19 protein-coding genes and 1 pseudogene are annotated in these 19,232 nt (G+C 50.3%); 2 read left to right on the forward strand and 18 right to left on the reverse strand.

The genetic code is table 11. The features are described from left to right. Positions 1 to 89 precede the first annotated feature (89 nt). Complete coding sequence (locus A4U59_RS00755; RefSeq protein ID WP_070119385.1) at positions 90 to 1,097, reverse strand: phosphotransferase family protein; 1,008 nt, start codon at positions 1,095 to 1,097, stop codon at positions 90 to 92. Positions 1,098 to 1,189: 92 nt separating this feature from the next. Here A4U59_RS00755 and A4U59_RS22130 point away from each other — a divergent pair. Continuing rightward, positions 1,190 to 1,440, forward strand: a pseudogene (locus A4U59_RS22130) (Tn3 family transposase); the annotation flags it as partial. A 90-nt stretch (positions 1,441 to 1,530) separates the two neighbouring features. Here A4U59_RS22130 and A4U59_RS00760 read toward each other — a convergent pair. The 12 genes from A4U59_RS00760 to A4U59_RS00815 all read right to left on the reverse strand — a co-directional run bounded on the left by A4U59_RS00760 (position 1,531) and on the right by A4U59_RS00815 (position 13,104). After that, entirely contained in the window at positions 1,531 to 2,121 is a 591-nt protein-coding gene (locus A4U59_RS00760; RefSeq protein WP_070119386.1) for a YdeI/OmpD-associated family protein, read from the reverse strand. 73 nt (positions 2,122 to 2,194) lie between these two features. Further along, positions 2,195 to 3,634, reverse strand: coding sequence for a dihydrolipoyl dehydrogenase family protein (locus A4U59_RS00765; protein ID WP_070119387.1), 1,440 nt, complete (start codon positions 3,632 to 3,634; stop codon positions 2,195 to 2,197). Continuing rightward, complete coding sequence (locus A4U59_RS00770) at positions 3,635 to 4,924, reverse strand: dihydrolipoamide acetyltransferase family protein (protein ID WP_070119388.1); 1,290 nt, start codon at positions 4,922 to 4,924, stop codon at positions 3,635 to 3,637. 15 nt (positions 4,925 to 4,939) lie between these two features. Then, positions 4,940 to 5,935 (reverse strand): alpha-ketoacid dehydrogenase subunit beta, encoded by a 996-nt coding sequence (locus tag A4U59_RS00775; protein WP_070119389.1) that lies wholly within the window; start codon positions 5,933 to 5,935, stop codon positions 4,940 to 4,942. Continuing rightward, a complete protein-coding gene (gene pdhA, locus A4U59_RS00780) occupies positions 5,932 to 7,002 on the reverse strand; it encodes a pyruvate dehydrogenase (acetyl-transferring) E1 component subunit alpha (protein WP_070119390.1) in 1,071 nt (356 codons plus the stop codon). Before pdhA ends, A4U59_RS00775 begins: the two co-directional genes overlap by 4 nt. Positions 7,003 to 7,030: 28 nt before the next feature. Beyond that, positions 7,031 to 8,173 carry a Leu/Phe/Val dehydrogenase gene (locus A4U59_RS00785; protein ID WP_070119391.1) on the reverse strand — a complete coding sequence of 381 codons (1,143 nt, stop codon included), beginning with the start codon at positions 8,171 to 8,173 and terminating at the stop codon, positions 7,031 to 7,033. Positions 8,174 to 8,274: 101 nt separating this feature from the next. Continuing rightward, the gene (locus A4U59_RS00790) at positions 8,275 to 9,069 is read right to left on the reverse strand and encodes an ABC transporter ATP-binding protein (RefSeq protein WP_070119392.1); all 795 of its coding nucleotides are present in this window, start codon (positions 9,067 to 9,069) and stop codon (positions 8,275 to 8,277) included. Beyond that, the gene (locus A4U59_RS00795; protein WP_070119393.1) at positions 9,056 to 10,072 is read right to left on the reverse strand and encodes an ABC transporter permease; all 1,017 of its coding nucleotides are present in this window, start codon (positions 10,070 to 10,072) and stop codon (positions 9,056 to 9,058) included. Before A4U59_RS00795 ends, A4U59_RS00790 begins: the two co-directional genes overlap by 14 nt. Before the next feature lie 34 nt (positions 10,073 to 10,106). Continuing rightward, positions 10,107 to 11,117: an ABC transporter substrate-binding protein gene (locus tag A4U59_RS00800; protein WP_070119394.1), complete on the reverse strand. Its 1,011-nt coding sequence runs from the start codon at positions 11,115 to 11,117 to the stop codon at positions 10,107 to 10,109. A 171-nt stretch (positions 11,118 to 11,288) separates the two neighbouring features. Next, positions 11,289 to 11,690, reverse strand: coding sequence for a hydroxyphenylacetyl-CoA thioesterase PaaI (gene paaI, locus A4U59_RS00805; protein WP_070119506.1), 402 nt, complete (start codon positions 11,688 to 11,690; stop codon positions 11,289 to 11,291). A 44-nt stretch (positions 11,691 to 11,734) separates the two neighbouring features. Further along, positions 11,735 to 12,127, reverse strand: coding sequence for a thioesterase family protein (locus A4U59_RS00810; protein ID WP_070119395.1), 393 nt, complete (start codon positions 12,125 to 12,127; stop codon positions 11,735 to 11,737). After that, complete coding sequence (locus A4U59_RS00815) at positions 12,124 to 13,104, reverse strand: NAD(P)H-dependent flavin oxidoreductase (RefSeq protein WP_070119396.1); 981 nt, start codon at positions 13,102 to 13,104, stop codon at positions 12,124 to 12,126. Before A4U59_RS00815 ends, A4U59_RS00810 begins: the two co-directional genes overlap by 4 nt. 75 nt (positions 13,105 to 13,179) lie before the next feature. Here A4U59_RS00815 and A4U59_RS00820 point away from each other — a divergent pair, with 75 nt between their 5' ends. Next, complete coding sequence (locus A4U59_RS00820; RefSeq protein WP_070119397.1) at positions 13,180 to 13,692, forward strand: gamma carbonic anhydrase family protein; 513 nt, start codon at positions 13,180 to 13,182, stop codon at positions 13,690 to 13,692. 59 nt (positions 13,693 to 13,751) lie between these two features. On the opposite strand, the gene paaX is transcribed toward A4U59_RS00820, so the two are convergent. From paaX to A4U59_RS00845, 5 genes are all read right to left on the reverse strand, one after another. Next, positions 13,752 to 14,636, reverse strand: a complete 885-nt coding sequence (gene paaX / locus A4U59_RS00825) for a phenylacetic acid degradation operon negative regulatory protein PaaX (RefSeq protein ID WP_245680463.1) — start codon at positions 14,634 to 14,636, stop codon at positions 13,752 to 13,754. Positions 14,637 to 14,767: 131 nt separating this feature from the next. Next, positions 14,768 to 15,967, reverse strand: coding sequence for an acetyl-CoA C-acyltransferase (locus A4U59_RS00830; RefSeq protein WP_070119398.1), 1,200 nt, complete (start codon positions 15,965 to 15,967; stop codon positions 14,768 to 14,770). Then, positions 15,964 to 16,848, reverse strand: coding sequence for a 3-hydroxyacyl-CoA dehydrogenase (locus A4U59_RS00835; RefSeq protein ID WP_070119399.1), 885 nt, complete (start codon positions 16,846 to 16,848; stop codon positions 15,964 to 15,966). Before A4U59_RS00835 ends, A4U59_RS00830 begins: the two co-directional genes overlap by 4 nt. Positions 16,849 to 16,914: 66 nt before the next feature. Next, a complete protein-coding gene (locus A4U59_RS00840) occupies positions 16,915 to 18,435 on the reverse strand; it encodes an aldehyde dehydrogenase family protein (protein WP_070119400.1) in 1,521 nt (506 codons plus the stop codon). A gap of 21 nt (positions 18,436 to 18,456) precedes the next feature. Further along, the gene (locus A4U59_RS00845) at positions 18,457 to 19,230 is read right to left on the reverse strand and encodes an enoyl-CoA hydratase-related protein (RefSeq protein WP_070119401.1); all 774 of its coding nucleotides are present in this window, start codon (positions 19,228 to 19,230) and stop codon (positions 18,457 to 18,459) included. Positions 19,231 to 19,232 lie beyond the last annotated feature (2 nt).

Below are 19,232 nucleotides of genomic sequence, written 5' to 3' on the forward strand. Positions count from 1 at the left end.
TTAGGAGAAATCGGGCTTTTCCTTACTCTGGAAAATTACTCTTTTATGATAAATTACTTGGAAACACGTTATTTACTCTGCCAACTATGTTAAACAAAATTGGCTTGTACTGATCCATATTTGTCCCACTCTTCCATAGTATTAAAAATTAGTCCCTGTATATCATTTACTCTTACTTCTCCGCATTCTTTTTTGTTTAATAGTCCGCACAATGCAATCAGGTCTAACAACCTAGCTTTCTGCAGCCACTTAGCAGGTAGGAACCCACCATTATCTTGATAACTTGAGATAAATGGATTTAGAAACTCGGGATCGGTTGCATTTTCATATCTCAACATATTTCCAATATCGATTAAATGTGAGCCACTAAAAGCGAATTCCCAATCCAATATACCAGTTATATTTACTTTACTTTCTCTTTCGTTCACTAGAATATTTAATGGGTTGAAATCACTATGTACTAAGGAATTTTGTTCACCAATATGATCAATAAGGTATGCATGATCATTAGAAAACTTCCATAATTCGCTAGATAAATCCACTCCTAAATGTTTAGCAGCATGTCCTTTTGCTAAACTATCTTCTATATACATTAAGAATTTATTTGCATCGAGTTTTATGAATTCCTGTATGCCTAAGTCTTCATCAAAAAAACCAGGAAAAGGGAATTTATTTTTATGAATTTCGGCTAAAAATTTTCCAACTTCATTTGCTGCGCATGCTATTTCCTTTTTATTTCTCCTATATAAAATTTCAGAAAGTTGAACCCCTTGAACCCAACTTAATATTAAAAAAGGGTATTTAAAAACAGAGCAAGAGGAATCGTTATATATAACCTGGGGTACTGGTATTACATCCTTTAGAAGATTCAGGATTTTTCTTTCTATATCCATGCTTTTATTATTATTACTATATATTCGAAGAACATAATTTTCGTCAGTATTGGTTGTAATTTTTAAATTTGAATTGTTTAATCCACCACTTAATGGCTCGATTTGGTTGATTCGTTTCTCTTTTAAAAATGGTTTTAGTATAATACCAGCCGTTTTAATGTCCGGCATTATCAAATCATGTGATCGTTCCCAACCAGCTTTCATCACTTCGCCCCCATATAGTTATGGTTTATGTACGTATTGTCTAAATAATAATTGTCTGTTGGTAACAGGGAATAGAAAACTCTCTTTTATAACAAACCATACAGCATCAGCTTCAAAGGGCCGGTGCTTTAAATAAATGATCCAATGCCTTCAGTATCTGGAATAATCTAGATCTAACAAAAGCTGTTGAATATCAAAAATGAGCAGGTAGTTTTAATGAAGACTTATTGCACCATATGTCACCTTTAGGGTGGGAACATATAAATTTTCTATGAGAATACCATTTTAATCCGGAGAAAGTGGTTTCTCATTAGATTCTTTAAGATCACTAAAACTTTCTTAATGTTGTTAAAAATGGGGAACCGTCAGGAAACTGAGCTTAGCGTTATAAATCCGCATTTTCCTGACGGTACCCACTGTAGGACTGGGAGCGTCACTTATCATTTAATCCCTTTCCATCCAAAATGTGCTGCATATATTTTTCAACCCTTGATTCACGGGTTTTCGGTCTTTTAGGCTTAGAAAAGTAAAGGATATATGCTCTTTGCCGACCCGGCGTCAATGATTCAAAAGCCGTTTTCAATTCAGGGTTTTCATCAAATTTTTTTTGGAGTTCTTGGGGAATTTCTGCATCCTTTTTAAACTCCACTTCCAAACCGGATTTTTCAACTTCAATGGCTTCGTTAATATAGTCTATCAAGATGGTTTCCATTTCATCTATTTGCTGCATATTGGTGAACCGAATCTGCCGGCTTGCCTGTACATTTTCCGTTTGTTGAATGAGAATATCATGATTATCCTTTAATAAGACACCTTTGAAAAACAAAATTGCACAGTAGTTTTTAAAACCATGTATTAAAGCGATGTTTTTACTCTGAAACGTGTAACAGGGAACACCCCACTTCAATTCCTCGGCCAGCTGGCAGTCAAGAAGGATCGTTCTCAATTTCTCAAATTCTTCCCGCCACTTTTTTTCTTTCGTTAAAAATTCATCAACTTTAGGGTTCATTTTGCTATTTGTCATCAAAGAACACCCCTTTTCAATGTTCAACTTCCTTCTGTTCCTTTTTTGAACACGAATAAGAACCGGTGATCCCTTACCTGGAATCGACCGGTTCCTTCTTTATTTTTGCAGGCGCCATATGAATTGCTTCCTGTTTCAGCGCTTCTGCCGCTTCAAGAATCCCTTCATTAAAAGAAGGGTGTGCGTAAAGAGGGAATCGGAAATCCTCCTCCCGTGCTGCCATCTCGAGGCCGAGTGTGCCTGCTGCCAGCATCTCGACAGCTGCCGGGCCGACTGCATGGAATCCTATGATGGCATCTGTTTCCGGATCACTGATCATTTTTACAAATCCGCCGGTCTCCCCATTGATTGCAGCATATCCGTTGCCTGCCATGGAAAACTGGCCGATCCTCGGATTGCTGTAGTGCTTCCGGGCTTTTTCTTCCGTCATGCCTGCGGATACTGCCGGCGGAATAGCGTGGATGACTTCAGGCATGAAGGTAAGGTCCACTTCCGGCTTGCCGCCTGCCATGGCCTCTGCAGCCGCTTTCCCCTGTTTAATCGCTTTTACCGCCAGGGCAGGGCCGGCTGTAATGTCACCCGCCGCAAAGATGGATGATACCGAGGTCCGTGCTTCATGGTCGGTATCGAGCAGGCCTTCTTCCGTCTGGCGTAGTCCAAGCCGGTTCAGGCCGAGTTTTTCCAGATTTGCATGGCGTGCCGTCTCGGTACAGAATTGGCTGCCGGCGACCGTATGAACACCTTCACCTGCTCTATACTTGACTTCAGCATGTCCCTCAAAGGCGGAAACCTGATTTATTTTGGCGCCTTTGATCAGTTTTATCTTCTGCTTTTTCAAATTCCGTTCGAGCTCCCGGCTGATGGATGAATCATAAGGAAGCCTTTCGTCTGGATACAGAAGGGTGACCTGTGCGCCGGCCGCCCTGAAGCTGAAAGCTGTTTCCAGCGCTTGATAACCGCTGCCGGCAATAATAAGGTATTCAGGCACTTCAACCATGCGGTACACCTGGCGCATGCTGAGGATGCGCTTGCCATCAAGCGGCACTGTTTCCGGCACACGATCTTCCGTACCGGCTGCAACAAGGGCATGCTTGAAGCGGAACACCTCAAATTTCATGCCGCTTTCAACGCCGATCCGGTCTTCCGATAAAAAGGAGGCTGTTCCGTTGATCACTTCGATTTTGTTCGCCTGGCACAGCCCTTCCACCCCTTTTCTCAGGCGGCTGACTACTTTTTCCTTATATGCCTGCAACCGGTCGAGGTCGATACCGCTTCCCTGCATCTCCAGCCCAATTTCCTGAAGGTGCTTTTTTTCACAGGCTTTTTGGGCAGCATGGGCAAACACTTTGGAAGGGATGCAGCCTTCGTTGAGGCACAGGCCGCCAAGCTGGTTTTTCTCGATCAATGTCACTTCAAGGCCAAGCTGGGCCGCCCTGATGGCTGCGGTATATCCTGCCGGCCCGCCGCCGATGATGACAACCTCTTTTTCCTCGGCGATTTCGCCAACGACCATTTATACCATCTCCAGCATCATTAGATTCGGGTGCTCAATCAGTTCCACGAGCCGGTTGGTGAAGGCTACCGCAGCTGCCCCGTCTGCAACACGGTGATCGAAACTCATGGATACGTTCATCATGGAACGGATGACGATTTCATCGCTATCGTTCACTACCGGCCGTCTTTTCGTTTTATGGAAAGCCGCCAGGCCCGTTTCAGGATAGTTGATGATCGGTGTTGCCCCGGTCGAGCCTGTCTGGCCGACGTTGCTGATTGTGAACGTGCTGCCTGTCATTTCTGTCATGTTCAGCTTGTTGTTTCGGGCTTTTTCCACCAATGCTTTCAGTTCCGTATGAATGGCGGACAGCGATTTGCGGTCTGCATGTTTGATAACCGGCACAATCAAGCCATCTTCCGTGTCTACCGCCACCCCGATATGGTATTGGTTTTCAAGGATGATTTGCTCATGTTCTTCATCAAGTCTGGCATTGAAAACAGGAAAATCTTTTAATGCAATGGCAGCTGCCTTAACGAACACAGCCGTCATTGAAATCCTTTTGCCGTGTTTTTTCCATTCTTCGCGCAGTTCCTGGATATCCGTGACGTCCGCTTCTTCAAAATTGGTCACATGCGGTATCGTGTAGAGCGATTTTGCCATCTTCCGGGCGATTTGCTTGCGCCGTCCCCTGAATGGAATGGTCTGCTGCTCCGGAGCTTTTTGTTCCTCCACTACCATGTTGAGCGTTTCGGTTTCCGGCTTTCCGGCTGGTGATGGGACGTTTTCAGATTCCGGCGCGTTTTCTTTCAGTGCAGGTCCTTCTGAAACCCCATCTTCTGTTTCCTTTCCGGCATGGTCTGCGATCCAGCGGTATACATCATCATCGGTCACTCTTCCGCCGGTTCCCGTCCCTTCCACATTTTCAATGTCGATGCCGTTGTCACGGGCAATTTTCCTAGTGAACGGTGCGGCCAGAACACGGCGGCCCGGTTGGCTCCGTTTGATGCTCACTGTCATGTGCCCGGTCTTCCCCTGGCCGGCCTCCCGCTTTTCTGGTGCCGGTTTCTCCGCCACTCCAGTATCCAGGATCAGTAAAGGCGTACCCACTTTCACGGTACTTTGCGGCTCGATTAAAATATCACGTATTTTACCGGCTGCAGGTGCAGGGATTTCTGCCGTCATCTTGTCTGTCTGGATCTCAAGAAGGGGCTGGTCGGCGGCGACTTCATCGCCGACCTTCACGAAATAGCTGATCACTTCGCCTTCCGTCATCCCTTCACCAATGTCGGTTAATTTTACTTCAACCATCTTTCTCCCCCTTTCCTAAAAGTCCATCGTTTTAAGCACCGCCTGCTTGATGCGCTTTTTGTCCGGGAGATAATGATCTTCGAGAGCATAAACCGGGACAGGGACATCGAAGCCTGCAACTCTGGCAATCGGCGCTTTCAAATATAAAAATGACGTATCATTGATCAGCGAGATGAGTTCTGCGCCAACACCGCCTGTCAGCTGGGCTTCATGGACGATGACGGCCCGGCCTGTTTTTTGCACGGATTCGGCAATCGTTTCCCGGTCAAGCGGATAGAGGGTGCGCAGGTCAATGATTTCACATTTGATACCTTCTTCCTTCAGTTCGGCCGCGGCCTTTTCCGCAAGCGGAATCATGGCACCCCACGCAAAAATCGTGATGTCCTCTCCTTCTAGCACGCGGCTCGCTTTTCCGATTTCAACCGTGTACTTCCCTTCCGGCACATCGATGCGGCCGGCCCGGTAGCTTTTCATCGGTTCGAGAAACAGGATCGGATCTTCATCTTCTATGCTGGATATCAAGAGCCCCTTTGCATCATACGGGTTGGAAGGACAGACGACTTTAATCCCCGGCATATGGGTGAATAGGGCTTCGACACTGTCTGAATGGATTTCCGGTGCCCGCACCCCTGCCCCATATGGCGCCCGGATGACCATCGGCATGGTGAAATGGCCAAGTGTCCTTGAGCGCATGCGGCTGACATGGGTCGCAACCTGTTCGAAAGCCGGATAAATAAAGCCGAGAAACTGCATTTCCACGACAGGACGGAAACCGGCAGCCGCCAGCCCGACCGATGTCCCGACGATGCCTGATTCACTGAGCGGCGTATCGATGACCCGGTCGGCACCGAACTTTTCCATCAGCCCGTCCGTCGCCCGGAAAACCCCGCCGTTTTTGCCGACATCTTCGCCGAGCAGCAGGACTTCATCATGCTCTGCAAGCATAACCTCAAGGGCATCGGTGACAGCCTGCACCATTGTCAGCTTTTTCGTTTCAACTGCGGCTTTCATAGCACCTCTCCTTTCCGCAATGCTGTGTACTCTTCCTTTTGCTGCTCGACTGTCCAGGTCATCCGGTTAAAGACATGATCGAACATAAGGGCCGGGTCTGCTTCCGGCACAGCTTCCACTTCGGAAATGGCCAATTCGATTTCAGCCGCAATCTCATCTTGCACATTTGCGGCCCATTCATCATCCCACCAGCCGTTATTTTTCATCAGCCGCTCGATGCGCAGCAGCGGATCTGCTGCCCCCCGGCGTTCCTCGCTTTCCGCCTGATTTCTGTACTTTGTCGGATCATCCGTCGTCGTATGGGCGCCGTAACGCCAGGTCACCGCTTCGATCAGCGTCGGTTCCCCTGTTTTGCGGGCCCGCTCCAGCGCCTCTTCTGTCACCGCATTGACGGCAAACACGTCATTCCCATCAACGCGTACGCCGGGGATATCGTAAGCGACCGCTTTTTGGGCGATCGTTTTCGACTTCATTTGCTTTTTGATCGGAAGGGATATCGCATAGCCATTATTCTGGTTGAAGAAAACGACCGGCAAGTTGAAAACGCTCGCAAAGTTGAGCGCTTCATGGAAGTCGCCTTCCGAAGTGGCCCCATCCCCGAAGTAAGCGATTGACACATTGTTCGATCCTCTCTTTTTTTCCGCCCATGCGGCACCGGCTGCATGTGGAAGCTGCGTGGCGATCGGGACACCCGGCGGGAAAATCTTCCGGTCCTGCGGCGGAACACATCCTTCCGGCCGGCCGCTCCAGAACAGCAAAACGGTGGCAAGCGGCTGGCCGAAAGTCATCATGGCGCCATGATCCCTGTAGGTCGGGAACATCCAGTCATCCGCCTGAAGCGCACTCGCACTTCCGACCTGGGCAGCTTCCTGTCCTTCAAAAGGGGCATATGTGCCAATGCGCCCCTGCCTCTGGAGGCTGACCGCTTTCCGGTCAAATGTCCTGAGGCGCAGCAGCTTGCTGTAAAAATCCCGGGCACGTTCTTTTGTCACTGAATCCTTATATGAATCATCCGTAATATTTCCCTGTCCGTCGACAATCTGTTTCATTGGAAATTCGCTTTCCATTCTTTCACCTCTCTCTTAAACTTTCAATCTATACTCGCACCGCCCATTTCGGGCGCTTTAAATGGGTGAAGAAGCTGTTGCGGCGGTTTCTTGAGGCCATGCGCCGTTCACAGTAACGGTTGGCGGCTTCCACGGTGGGGATTCCTTCCCGGGCCGCATCCAGGTAGATTTCGAGCAGAGATCCGTAAATGGATTTCGTCTTTTGGAGGACGCGGTTTTTATTGGGGCCATACAATTCATCGGACACCTGGATGAGGCCGCCGCTGTTTGCGAGATAATCAGGGGCATAAAGAATGCCTTTCTCAGATAAGATCCTCCCATGTTCAAGAGTTAGAAGCTGGTTATTGGCCGAACCGGCGACTGCTTTTACCTTCAAACGATCGATTGTATCATCGTTAATGATTCCCCCGAAAGCACACGGCACAAAAATATCCGCATCCACCGCATAAATTTCATCGCCCTGCACGACGTTGACCGTACGGTTCAATTCCCTCGCTTTTGAAACAATCCGGTCGATCGCCTTTGTATTGATGTCAGCGACATACAGGTCCGCCCCTTCATCAAGGAGCCGCTCGGCCACTTTGCCGCCCACTTTTCCGAGCCCCTGGATTGCATACGTTTTACCGCTTAGTGAATTGTCGCCCCACAAAAGTTCATTCGTTGCCTGGAGCGCGTAAATCACACCGAGCGCTGTCGGTACGGAAGAGTCGCCGCTGCCGCCGTATTCTTCAGGCACACCGACAATGCAGTTCGTTTCTTTGCAGGCATGAATGAAGTCTTCGGGATCGGTCCCCATATCGGTTCCGGTGTAAAACCGGCCGTTCAATGATTCGACGAACTGCCCGAAAGCCCTAAACAGTTCCGGGGATTTATCCTTTGTCGGGTCGCCTATGATGACAGCCTTGCCTCCCCCGAAGTCCACATCTGCGGCAGCACATTTATACGTCATGCCTTTTGATAATCTCAGTACGTCTTCGAGCGCTTCGTCAACGCTTTTATATGGACGCATCCTGCACCCGCCAAGAGCCGGGCCGAGCGTTGTGTTATGAATGGCAATAATGGCTTGCAGTCCAGTATCAGGATCATTGCAGAAAATAACCTGTTCATGTTCAGAAATCTTTTCGAACATCTCCAATATTTCCACCTCATTTTGCTGGTTTTCGATATCCATCTTTAATTTTGCGTAAAAAAGAAGGGAAGATATGATTAAGCGCCGCTCATGAAACTCCCCTGATATATGTTTATTTTTATTGTTGCTTGAATAGTAGTCTGCTAGCTTAAAAGAGCCCGGTCGCTCGCCATCTTTTCGCCCCTGATCCGCTGGAACTCGGTCAGAAGCTTTTCAACAGTGAGCTTCTGTTTCTCTTCTTCATTGAAGGAAAGGATGATTTGCCCTTTATCCATCATGACAAGCCTGTTGCCAAGTTCAATGGCCTGCTGCATATTGTGAGTGACCATCAGCGTCGTCAGCTGGTACCTGGATACAATTTCTTTCGTCAGGCCGGTGATCAGCTCGGCACGGGATGGGTCAAGGGCCGCCGTATGCTCGTCAAGGAGCAGGATATCCGGCTCGGTGAAGGTCGCCATCAGGAGAGACAGGGCCTGCCGCTCCCCTCCTGATAAAAGGCCAACTTTCGCATTGAGACGATTTTCCAGCCCGAGATGGAGCTGTTCCAGAACTTCTTTGAAGTAAGCCCTGCGTTTTTTCGTCACACCGCTGCGAAGCGTCCGCCGTTTATTCCGTGAATAGGCCATCGCCAGATTTTCTTCGATTGTCATCGACGGGGAGGTCCCGGCCATTGGATCCTGGAACACCCTTCCGATCATGCGGGACCTCTGGTATTCCGGCAGGGCGGTCACGTTCCTGTCATTGATGGCGACCGTTCCCATATCGGGGATGAGCACGCCGGAAACGATATTCATCAGCGTCGATTTGCCTGCTCCGTTGCTGCCGATGATCGTCACAAAGTCTCCGGACTGCAATTCCAGATCCACATGGTCAATTGCAATCTTCTCATCAGGTGTGCCTTCGTTGAAAACCTTGTTGATCTGTTTAAGGTGCAGCAATTTTCCCACCCTCTTCTTCTGCAGATTCCATTTCAAGAAGCCGTTCTTCCTGGCGCTTCATCTTCCGTTTCTTGTTTTTCCGATCCTCAAGCAGTTTTGGCAGCACAAGGGCAATGATGACGATTGCGGCCGTTATCATTTTCATATCGCCTGTTTCCAGAAATTCGACCCGAAGTGCCAGGCTGACGACAATGCGGTACACGATTGCCCCTCCGATCACAGCCAGTGTCGTCCGCACAATGGTTTTCGTTCCGAACAGTGCTTCCCCGATGATGACGGAGGCAAGTCCGATGATAATCATCCCGATTCCCATTCCGACATCGGCAAATGAGCCGTACTGGGCTATCAGGGCGCCGGAAAAGGCAACCATCGCATTGGAAATGCCGAGTCCCACGACAATAAGCCGGTCGGTGTTTGCCGATAAGCTCCGGATCATGCGCTGGTTGTCACCCGTCGCCCGCAACGCCAGCCCGACTTCCGTCAGCAGGAACCGGTCCAGCAGATGTTTAATGGCAAACGTGACCACAATCATGGATAACAGCACCGTCCATGTGCCCGGTGAAAATTGTTCCAGCCCGATCGCCGCCAGCAGGCCGTTCATGAACGCATCGATTCCAAGCAATTCTCCCCATTCCGCTATTTTCGTGAAACCCGTTTCCTGGTTCAAAAGCGGAACATTCGGCCTTCCCATAATCCGCAGATTGATGGAATAAAGGGCGATCATCATTAAGATCCCTGACAAAAGGGAGTTGATCTTCCCCTTTGTATGCAGCAGGCCGGTAAAGCAGCCTGCGATAAAGCCGGCCGCTGCAGCCAGTGATGTGGCAATGACAGGATTGGCCCCGCCGACGATCAGCGTGGCGGCAACCGCTGCCCCGGTGACAAAACTTCCATCGACCGTCAGATCAGGAAAATCAAGGACCCGGAATGACAAATACACGCCAAGCGCCATAATGGCATAAATGATACCCGACTCAACTGAACCGAACAGCGCGGTAAACATGGTGTCTCACCCTCTCAAATGTTTTAATCATCATCTATTCAAGAAATTCTGCTTCACTCGACCACGCTTCCTTAATATCCACTCCCATTTCATCCGCTGCCTGTTTGTTCATGACGAGCTTCAGGTTTTGCGGATATTGGGGAGGGATTTCACTGATTTCCTTCTCTCCATTCAATACCTGTGCAGCCATTTGGCCGGCTTCAAAGCCGATATCATAATAATCGAAACCGTACGCGGCGAATGCCCCGCGCTTCACCGAATCAAGCTCCCCGGTGAACAGCGGCATATCATGTTCCGAAGCGACGTTTACAACCGATTCGATCGCCGATACGACGGTGTTATCGGTAATGATGTAAAAGACATCCGCCCTTCCAACGAGTGACTCAGCGGCCTGCTTCACCTCAGCTGTTGTGGAAACGGTCGCTTCCACGACTTCCATTCCGGTGCCTTCCATCGCTTTTTTGGCCTGTTCCACCTGTGAGACGGAGTTTTGTTCGCCGGAGTTATAAATCATGCCCACCTTACTGGCCCCGGCTTCCTCGCTCATGAACTTCACGGTGTTCGGAATCGCATCCGGATGGATATCGGTTGTCCCGGTGATGTTTTGTCCGGCCTTATCCATCGATTCAACGAGATTTGCGCCCGCCGGGTCCGTCACCGATGTGAAGATGATCGGAATGTCCTTTGTCGCATTCAAGGCGCTCTGGGCACTTGGCGTCGAATTGGCAAAAATCATATCCACACCGTCATTTGTGAAATTCGAGGCGATCGTCTGTGCATTATTCATGTCCCCCTGGGCAATTTGCACGTCATATTTGACATTTTCACCTTCTTTAAAACCGGCTTCGGCCAGGGCATCTTTAAACCCCTCGAATGCCGCATCAAGCGATGGATGCTCAACGATCTGGGTGACGCCGATTGTGGCGTTTTTCGCTTCCGCTTCTGCAGGATTGTCCCCGCCTGTTTCCTGTGCAGTCGTGCCGCATCCGCCTACAAGCAATAGCAGCAATGCCATAATCGGCAGCCCTTTCTTGAATTGAAGCATATTTCTTCCTCCCCTATGTAGAATTACTTCACCGCGTTAAATTGTAAGCGTTTTCATAATGTTTGAAAAAAATACGGTTTCCATCACACAAATAGTGATAACCGTTTATATATCGTTATAGTATCACTGCAATTTTTCAGCGTCAACATATTATCAGAATATTATTTAAAATCAGTTTTTTGAATCTCCGGCAAACTTTTCCTTCTTTCTGTATACAATTCCGTCAGCCGCCGCAACCAGTTCTTCTTTCTGATTGAAGACTTTTATTCTGTACAGACCGAGGCGCGGATTTTTTGTTTCCTCCTCCGCAACAGCGGTCAATCGGTCCCCTTTAAATCCCGCTGCCATAAAAGAAATGTTCATGTTGATGCCGACTGACGTTTGTCCATAAGAATTGCTGGCAATCGCGAATGCCGCATCCGCCAGTGAAAAAATGACACCGCCGTTCGCTGTTCCGTGGAAATTGAGCATCTCACGCTTCACTTCCATGGAAATACGCGCATAGCCTTCGCCAATTTCCTCTGTTTCCATCTCCAAAAAAGCGGCAAACGGGTCGCTTTTCAACTTTTCCATAACCTCTTCTGTCACAGAAACCACCCCATTCTCTTTTTATGGCTTTATACAGCTGATTCGAGCTTCTTCTTGATGTCTTTTTTCTTCAGGATAGCCTGCTTGACTTCTCCGACACCGATCAGCCCTTTTTCATTGAAGGCTTCGACCTTCGTTTTTACGACCGTCTCATTAAACTCCGTCAGTGTTGCGATTACCTTTATGACGGAACCGGCTCCGGTTGGCGCAACATGCTTGACTGTCACCGCCCCGCCGATTCCTTCCTCATCCTCCTCCAGATAAGGTAGGATAATTTGCCTGGATGCCCATTCCATGTGATAAACCATTGAAACAGTCGAGTAAGCCGGATGGACAACCTGTCCTTCAAAGCTGGCAAACATCTCAGGTGTCACCGTTGCCGTCACTTCAGCTGTCTGTCCGGTCTCCATTCCTTCCTTCATGCCAATCCTCCTTTGCTAAAGCTTTCATTAAGTGCGTCACTCGCTGAGCGCAGCGTTCGTTTTGCTTCCTCCATCATCGTTTCAAGAAGTTCAGCCGCTGACGGCTCGTCTTCAATGTATCCGGCTATCTGGCCGCCGTTGATGAAACCATTTTCCAGGTCGCCGCCAAGCGCACCAAGGCAATGCTGCTTTTCACTTGTGTGCCGGTCGAATTCTTCAGGCGAGATCCTGTTATTTTCAAGCTCGAGCAGCTTTTCGGCATACGGCGTCCGCAATAGGCGCCTCACCTTTCCTGACGACCTTCCGACTACGACTGTCCTGAGTTCATCCGCTTCGAGGACGGTGTTTTTATAGTTGGCGTGAAATGGCGCTTCTTTAACGGTGATGAACCTTGTACCCATCTGGACTCCGGCAGCGCCGAGTGCAAGCATGGCAGCAAGTCCCTTGCCGTCTGCAATCCCTCCCGCTGCAACGACCGGAATCGAAACAGCCTTCACGATCTGCGGAATGAGCGTCAATGTCGTCAGTTCCTTCGGTGAATTGATGCCGGCCGCTTCAAACCCTTCCGCCACGATGATATCAGCTCCGCCTGCTTCCGCCTTTTGGGCCTGGCGGACAGTCGATGAAACGGCGATGACTTTTATCCCATTTTCTTTCAAACGCGCGATATATGGGGCAGGGTTGCCTGCCGACAGGGATAACACCGGGACACCATATTGAACGGCAAGCCCGAGCACTTCCTTCAAATAAGGCGTGACTTTCAGCGGAATATTCACCGCAAACGGCTTATCCGTCAATTTTTTTACCGCCGAAATTTTCTGTTCCGCTTCTTCAGGCGTCATTGTGCCGACACCGAGCGTGCCAAGGCCTCCCGCTTCTGAAATGGCGGCAGTCAGTTCCGGGCTGCTGATATTCCCCATTCCTCCCTGAACAATCGGTAAACGGATCTGTAATGTTTCGCAAAGCTTATTCGCCATTTTATACACCCCTCGTAAAATAAGTGTTATACTTGAAATCGAATGCAGAATAATCAGAAAACAGGAGGGATACCAATGTTATATCCATACAAAGGCAAGCAGCCGAATGTGGATGACAGCGTGTTTGTCGCACCAGGCGCACGCATCATCGGCGACGTGACGATAGGCAAGGATTCCAGCATCTGGTTCAATACCGTATTGAGGGGGGATGAAGCCCCAATCACAATCGGGGAACGGTGCAATGTGCAGGATAACACGACATGCCATTTGTTTGAACAGTACCCGCTTGTACTTGAAGATGAAGTTTCCGTCGGGCATAACGCGATCATCCATGGATGTGTACTCCGTAAAGGAGCACTTGTCGGAATGGGGGCAGTAGTTATGGATGGGGCAGAAATCGGCGAATATGCGCTTGTCGGCGCCAACGCGTTCGTCCCTTCCGGCAAAAAAATCCCGCCGCGCACCCTTGCGCTCGGTTCACCGGCGAAAGTGGTCCGGGAACTCACCGAGAAGGATATGGAACTGATCCAGCTTACAATTGATACGTATGTTAATAAAGGCAGGGAATTCAAGGAAGAGCTGAAATAGTGCCGCAGGGCGGGCACTCCCCTCAACAGGGGGTGCCGATGGCCTGCAGCCGAATCACCTTATTCGATAATGAGCGGATGGTCAAGGGCATCATATTGTTTATCTTTCTTCTTGCCGTTTCCCGCTTCGAACACTTCCTCAAAAAAGCGGCTTGCCGGCTCGGCCAGCTGCCGGTAATATTCGCTGAACAGGGCGGCGGCATGGCTTCCCATCCACTGTTCCGGAAGCAGTTCTTCCGGAAGGCCCGGATCCACGAATAAAAACTTACGGTATTCATGGACCAGCTTTGTCCGCTCCACGAAACATTCGGCATCCGTCATTTGACTGCGCGCGATTTTATTCTTATCAATGATATACTTCTGACTGTATTCAGAAATGAAATCATTGTATTTCGCATTGATTTCCTCCAGGTCCCAGCCGTTCTCCACGAGGCGGATATTTTCCCCCGGACCGTTATAAGCCGCAGTGAAAAAATCAACATAATCGTGAATTTCGTATTTTTCAACAAGGGCGTTCACTTGCTCCTCGAGATCGTTCGGGGAAATCCAGCAGCTGCTGGCCATCGTGCCGAATCCGCTCCACACCAGTTCCTTCCGCAACTCATCGCGAATGCTTCTTTTTTCTTCAGGAATCGTGTACATGAGGAGACGCCATTTGCCGTCCCACTTTTCAGGCTTGAGCTTGAAGATCCGCTTGGCGGCTTCATCGACGCGCCTCACGCCTCTTTCGGTGAGGAAGTAATAGCTTTTGTTCCCTTCCTTCCGCGCCTGGACCCAGCCCTGTTTATTCATCCGGGAAACAGCCGCCCGCACCGCCTGGTCGTTATGACCGAATTCGTTAAGCAGCCGAATCAGGCTGCCGATCCATATCTCGTTTCCGTAGTGACGGATATAATCGCCGTACAGCGTAAAGATCATTGATCGGGTGTTCAGTGTTTTATCCATGATATCAGCTTCCTTTGCAATGAAAAGACAGGATTTTTTGCTCTCTCTTTTCTGAAAATATGCAGAAATTTAGTTCCTAGTATAACAACACTTAAACGAAACCTCAATTTTTCATCTTACGCTGACGGCTTTTATATTTTTTCCACAACTGCTGCGATTCCCTGGCCGACACCGACACACATCGTCGCCAGCCCATAGCGCGTTTCGCGCTTTTCCATTTCATGTACGAGCGTTGTCAAAATGCGGGCGCCGCTTGCCCCAAGCGGATGCCCGAACGCGATTGCCCCGCCATTCACGTTGACAATCCCATCATCAAGGCCCAGCTGATTGATGCATTCCAGTGATTGCGATGCAAAGGCTTCGTTCAGCTCGACAAGTCCGAGATCCTGCACGCCAATGCCTGCCCGTTTCATCGCTTTGCGAGAGGCCTCAATCGGGCCGAGGCCCATCACGGCCGGCTCCAACCCGGCTGTTGCCGAGGAAACATATCTGACAAGCGGCTTGATTCCAAGTTCTTTCGCCTTTTCGGCACTCATCATCAGTAGTGCCGCCGCTCCGTCATTTACCCCCGATGCGTTTCCGGCTGTAATTGTGCCGCCCGGGAAAATCGGCCTCAATCCAGCCAGTTTTTCAAGCGTCGTTGCCGGTCGCGGGTGTTCATCCCGATCCACCGTGACAGGGTTCCCCTTCCTGTCCGTATACACGACCGGCACCAATTCCTCTTTGAACCGGCCGGCTTCCATCGCCTGTTTTGCCTTTACCTGGCTCTGATAAGCAAAGCGGTCCTGTTCTTCACGCGTGACGCCATACCGTTCAGCGACATTTTCGGCTGTCTGCGGCATGCTGTCAGCGCCATACATTTTCTCAAGCTTCGGATTGGTGAAACGCCAGCCAATCGTTGTATCGTAAAGCTCCATCGCTCCGCGCGGAAATTCCTGTTCAGGCTTTGCCATCACATATGGCGCCCGTGTCATGGATTCCGTGCCGCCCGCTATGAAAACTTCCCCTTCACCAGCCGCTATGGCACGGGCTGCATAAATGACCGCATCCAGTCCAGATCCGCACAGCCGGTTTACAGTGACGGCGGCTGTTTGAACCGGAAGGCCGGCGAGCAATGCCGACATCCGTGCGACATTGCGGTTATCCTCCCCGGCTTGATTCGCATTTCCGAGGACGACTTCTTCCACTTCCGCAGCGGGCACGTCCGGATTCCGCTCCATCAATGCCCTGATTGCATAGGCCCCAAGGTCATCGGGCCGGATATTTTTCAGTGCGCCTCTGTACCGTCCGATCGGTGTCCGGACCGCATCGACGATTACAACTTCATTCATTTGCCGATCCGCTCCTTCTGCTCTTCTTCCCGTTTTGTATAATCATAGACACCGCGGCCTGTTTTGCGCCCGAGCCGGCCTGCTTTCACATACTTGACGAGCAGCGGTGCGGGACGGTACTTTTCACCTAGTGTTTGATGTAGATAATTAAGATTATTGAGCCTCGTATCCAGGCCGACCAGATCGCCGAGCTCGAAAGGCCCCATCGGATAGTTCAACCCGAGCTTGATCGCCTTATCGATTTCTTCCGGGGTGCCGACGCCTTCCTGAAGCATGTAAAATGCTTCATTGCCGACAAGTGCACTGATCCTGCTAGTCACAAACCCCGGAAACTCATTCACAACGACCGTTTCCTTGCCCATTTGTTCCGCAAACGCCCTGGCCGCCGCGGCGGTTTCATCGGAAGTGGCAATACCCCTGATAATCTCGACGAGCGGCATCTTGTGGACGGGATTGAAAAAGTGCATGGCGATCACTTTTTCTTCCCTTTTCGTGAAGGATGCGATTTCCGTCGGGCTCATGGTAGATGTGTTCGTTGCAAAATAACAGTGCGACGGTGCGAAGCGGTCGATTTCCTGGAACACCGATTTTTTGATCTCGATGTTTTCCGGGACCGCTTCAATGATCAGGTCGGCATCTGCAGCTGCCTGCGCAAGATCCGTTGTATAGTGCAGCCTGTTTTTCGCTGCTTGCATTTCAGCTTCAGTCAGCTTGCCGCGGCGGATGCCTTTTGAAAAAATCGAAGAAATCTCTTCTCGTGCATCATCCAGCCTTTCGTCATCGATGTCATACAGTTTTACGCTGAAACCGCCGGCAGCACTGACATACGCGATGCCGCGCCCCATTACGCCTGAACCGATGACAACCAAATTGTCCGCCATTTCTGACTCCCCCTTCCTTTAGCCATTGCGCCGGCCCCCTATTAGAGGCCGGCCTGGTTTGTACGTTTATTCGACGCCGAGCGGATTGAGCGGACGGCTGCCGTAATAAGAAATGACGCTCTTTTCTTCTGTATAAAGGTCAAGCGTCTCAGCACTGAGCTCACGTCCGAAACCGGACTGCTTGTATCCGCCGAATGGTGTGCCCGGGAAGGCGGAGAACGGGCAATTCACCATGACAATGCCGGCCTGAATCTGGTTGGCGACGCGTGTCGCTTTGCCCTGGTCTTTTGTCCAAATGGCAGAACCGAGACCGTATTTTGAGTCATTTGCCAGGCCGATCACTTCTTTTTCATCTTTGAACTTCATGACGACAACGACAGGCCCGAATATCTCTTCTTTTACGACTTCCATATCATGATTCACATCGGTAATGATGGTCGGTGCGTACCAGTGGCCATTTTCATATCCTTCAACCTTCATTTCTTCGCCACCCGTGACAACAGTCGCCCCGTCCTCGATTGCCGACTTCACAAAGCCGTGGATTGTTTCCAGCTGGCTCCGGTCAATGATCGCACCCATGTGCGTGCCTTTATCAAACGGGTCGCCAAGGACGAGCCGCTTCGTTTTGGCAGTGAACTTTTCCATGAACTCATCATAAATATCCTCGTGGACATAAAGGCGGGACCGTGCTTCGCAGGATTGTCCGGAATTGTAGAAAATACCGAAAAGCGATCCATCGACGGCAGCATCCACATCGGCATCTTCAAATACGATGTTCGGGGATTTGCCGCCAAGCTCCAGCGTCACTCTCTTCAGCGTTTGCGAAGCTTTTTCCATGATATCTTTGCCGACAGGAGTTGAACCTGTGAACGCCACTTTGTCGACGCCTTCATGCTTCACGAGATGATCGCCGACAGTGGAACCCGGCCCAGGCACTACGTTCACTACCCCTTCCGGAACTCCCGCTTCGTGGCAAATTTCAGCCATGACAATGGCGGTGAGCGGCGTCAGGCTGGCCGGTTTCACAACGACCGAACAACCGGCCGCAATCGCAGGGGCGATTTTCCAGGCTGCCATCATCATCGGGTAATTCCACGGAATGATTTGCGCGCATACGCCGACCGGTTCATTCATCGTATAGTTGAAAAATCCGCCCGGCACATTGTTCACTTTGCCGCGGTGGCTGACGATGGCACCGGCATAAAATTCGAAGTCCTCAATGGCCTGCATGACCTGGCCCTGGGCGGCGGCGATCGTTTTGCCGCTGTTCAGCACCTCCAGCTCAACCAGTTCCTTGAAGCGGGACCGCATAATCGAAGCGATCTTGTTCATCACGCGCGCCCGCTTTCCGGCCGGATACCGCTTCCATTTGCCTTTATCAAACGCCTGCCGTGCCGCCTGGACGGCAGCATCCGCATCTTCAACAGACCCTTTTGCGACTTCGGCAAGCGCAGCGCCAGTTGCCGGGTTATATGTAGTGAACGTTTCGTTGGAACTGCTTTCCACCCGTTCACCGTTAATGATCAGATGATAAAAATCCCGTTTCATGTCCAGCGGTTCCATTTTTTGTTCTTTTACCGTTGCCATTCATCCCACTCCTTTTGAAAATTATTGGCCCTGAAAGGCCGGTTTCCGTTTTCCGAGAAAAGAGGCGACACCTTCCCTATGGTCTGCTGATTGGCCGGCAATTCTCTGGGCGTATGCCTCTTTTTCAAGCATGCCGTCAAGGTCCGTCTCCCAGCTTTCCTGGAGATATCGTTTGATGAGGCCGATCGCTTTTGTCGGCATCTCCGCAAGCTTATCGGCGAACAATGCCGTCTCTTGCTCGAACGTTTCCGGCGCGATCACTTTGGTCGCAAGCCCGATTTCCTTCGCTTCCTGTGCGGATATTTTTTCGCCGAGAACGGCAAGCTCCAGCGCTTTCGCATGGCCGACAAGCCGCGGCAAATAATATAAATTGCCTGAATCCGGCACAAGGCCGACGTGAATGAACGCTTCCATGAAACTCGCCTTTTCCGACAGCAGCCGGAAATCGCAGGCAAGGGCAAGGCTCATCCCAGCACCTGCTGCCGTGCCGTTGACGGCGGCGACAACCGGCTTTTCGCACTCGGAAAGCGCCAATATCATCGGCCGGTAGTTGCTGCGGATGACTTCGGCATGGTCCATATCATCCGTCACTTCGGCAAGGTCCTGGCCCGCACAAAAGGCCCGGCCCGCTCCTGTGATGACAAGGCAGCGGACACCCTGGTCCCGGGACGCTTTTTTGACCGCCGCGGTAACCTCTTTATTCATTTGGGCTGTAAAAGCATTCAGCTTGTCGGGACGGTTCAGCGTAATCTCAGCGACGTGTCCTTTCAGCTCGTAACGTATCGTTTCGTACATCC

Origin of the sequence: Bacillus marinisedimentorum, from assembly GCF_001644195.2 — a bacterium.
Lineage (GTDB): Bacteria > Bacillota > Bacilli > Bacillales > Bacillaceae_O > Bacillus_BL > Bacillus_BL marinisedimentorum.

Coding starts and splice junctions, on each gene's coding strand:
- A4U59_RS00795 (WP_070119393.1), bottom strand. CDS start 10,072: ATGTTTACCGCGCTGTTCGGTTCAGTTGAGTCGGGTATCATTTATGCC.
- A4U59_RS00800 (WP_070119394.1), bottom strand. CDS start 11,117: ATGCTTCAATTCAAGAAAGGGCTGCCGATTATGGCATTGCTGCTATTG.
- A4U59_RS00835 (WP_070119399.1), bottom strand. CDS start 16,848: ATGGCGGACAATTTGGTTGTCATCGGTTCAGGCGTAATGGGGCGCGGC.
- A4U59_RS00760 (WP_070119386.1), bottom strand. CDS start 2,121: ATGACAAATAGCAAAATGAACCCTAAAGTTGATGAATTTTTAACGAAA.
- A4U59_RS00810 (WP_070119395.1), bottom strand. CDS start 12,127: ATGAAGGAAGGAATGGAGACCGGACAGACAGCTGAAGTGACGGCAACG.
- A4U59_RS00765 (WP_070119387.1), bottom strand. CDS start 3,634: ATGGTCGTTGGCGAAATCGCCGAGGAAAAAGAGGTTGTCATCATCGGC.
- paaX (WP_245680463.1), bottom strand. CDS start 14,636: ATGGATAAAACACTGAACACCCGATCAATGATCTTTACGCTGTACGGC.
- A4U59_RS00770 (WP_070119388.1), bottom strand. CDS start 4,924: ATGGTTGAAGTAAAATTAACCGACATTGGTGAAGGGATGACGGAAGGC.
- A4U59_RS00775 (WP_070119389.1), bottom strand. CDS start 5,935: ATGAAAGCCGCAGTTGAAACGAAAAAGCTGACAATGGTGCAGGCTGTC.
- A4U59_RS00785 (WP_070119391.1), bottom strand. CDS start 8,173: ATGGATATCGAAAACCAGCAAAATGAGGTGGAAATATTGGAGATGTTC.
- A4U59_RS00755 (WP_070119385.1), bottom strand. CDS start 1,097: ATGAAAGCTGGTTGGGAACGATCACATGATTTGATAATGCCGGACATT.
- A4U59_RS00845 (WP_070119401.1), bottom strand. CDS start 19,230: ATGTACGAAACGATACGTTACGAGCTGAAAGGACACGTCGCTGAGATT.
- paaI (WP_070119506.1), bottom strand. CDS start 11,690: ATGGAAAAGTTGAAAAGCGACCCGTTTGCCGCTTTTTTGGAGATGGAA.
- A4U59_RS00840 (WP_070119400.1), bottom strand. CDS start 18,435: ATGGCAACGGTAAAAGAACAAAAAATGGAACCGCTGGACATGAAACGG.
- A4U59_RS00820 (WP_070119397.1), top strand. CDS start 13,180: ATGTTATATCCATACAAAGGCAAGCAGCCGAATGTGGATGACAGCGTG.
- pdhA (WP_070119390.1), bottom strand. CDS start 7,002: ATGGAAAGCGAATTTCCAATGAAACAGATTGTCGACGGACAGGGAAAT.
- A4U59_RS00815 (WP_070119396.1), bottom strand. CDS start 13,104: ATGGCGAATAAGCTTTGCGAAACATTACAGATCCGTTTACCGATTGTT.
- A4U59_RS00830 (WP_070119398.1), bottom strand. CDS start 15,967: ATGAATGAAGTTGTAATCGTCGATGCGGTCCGGACACCGATCGGACGG.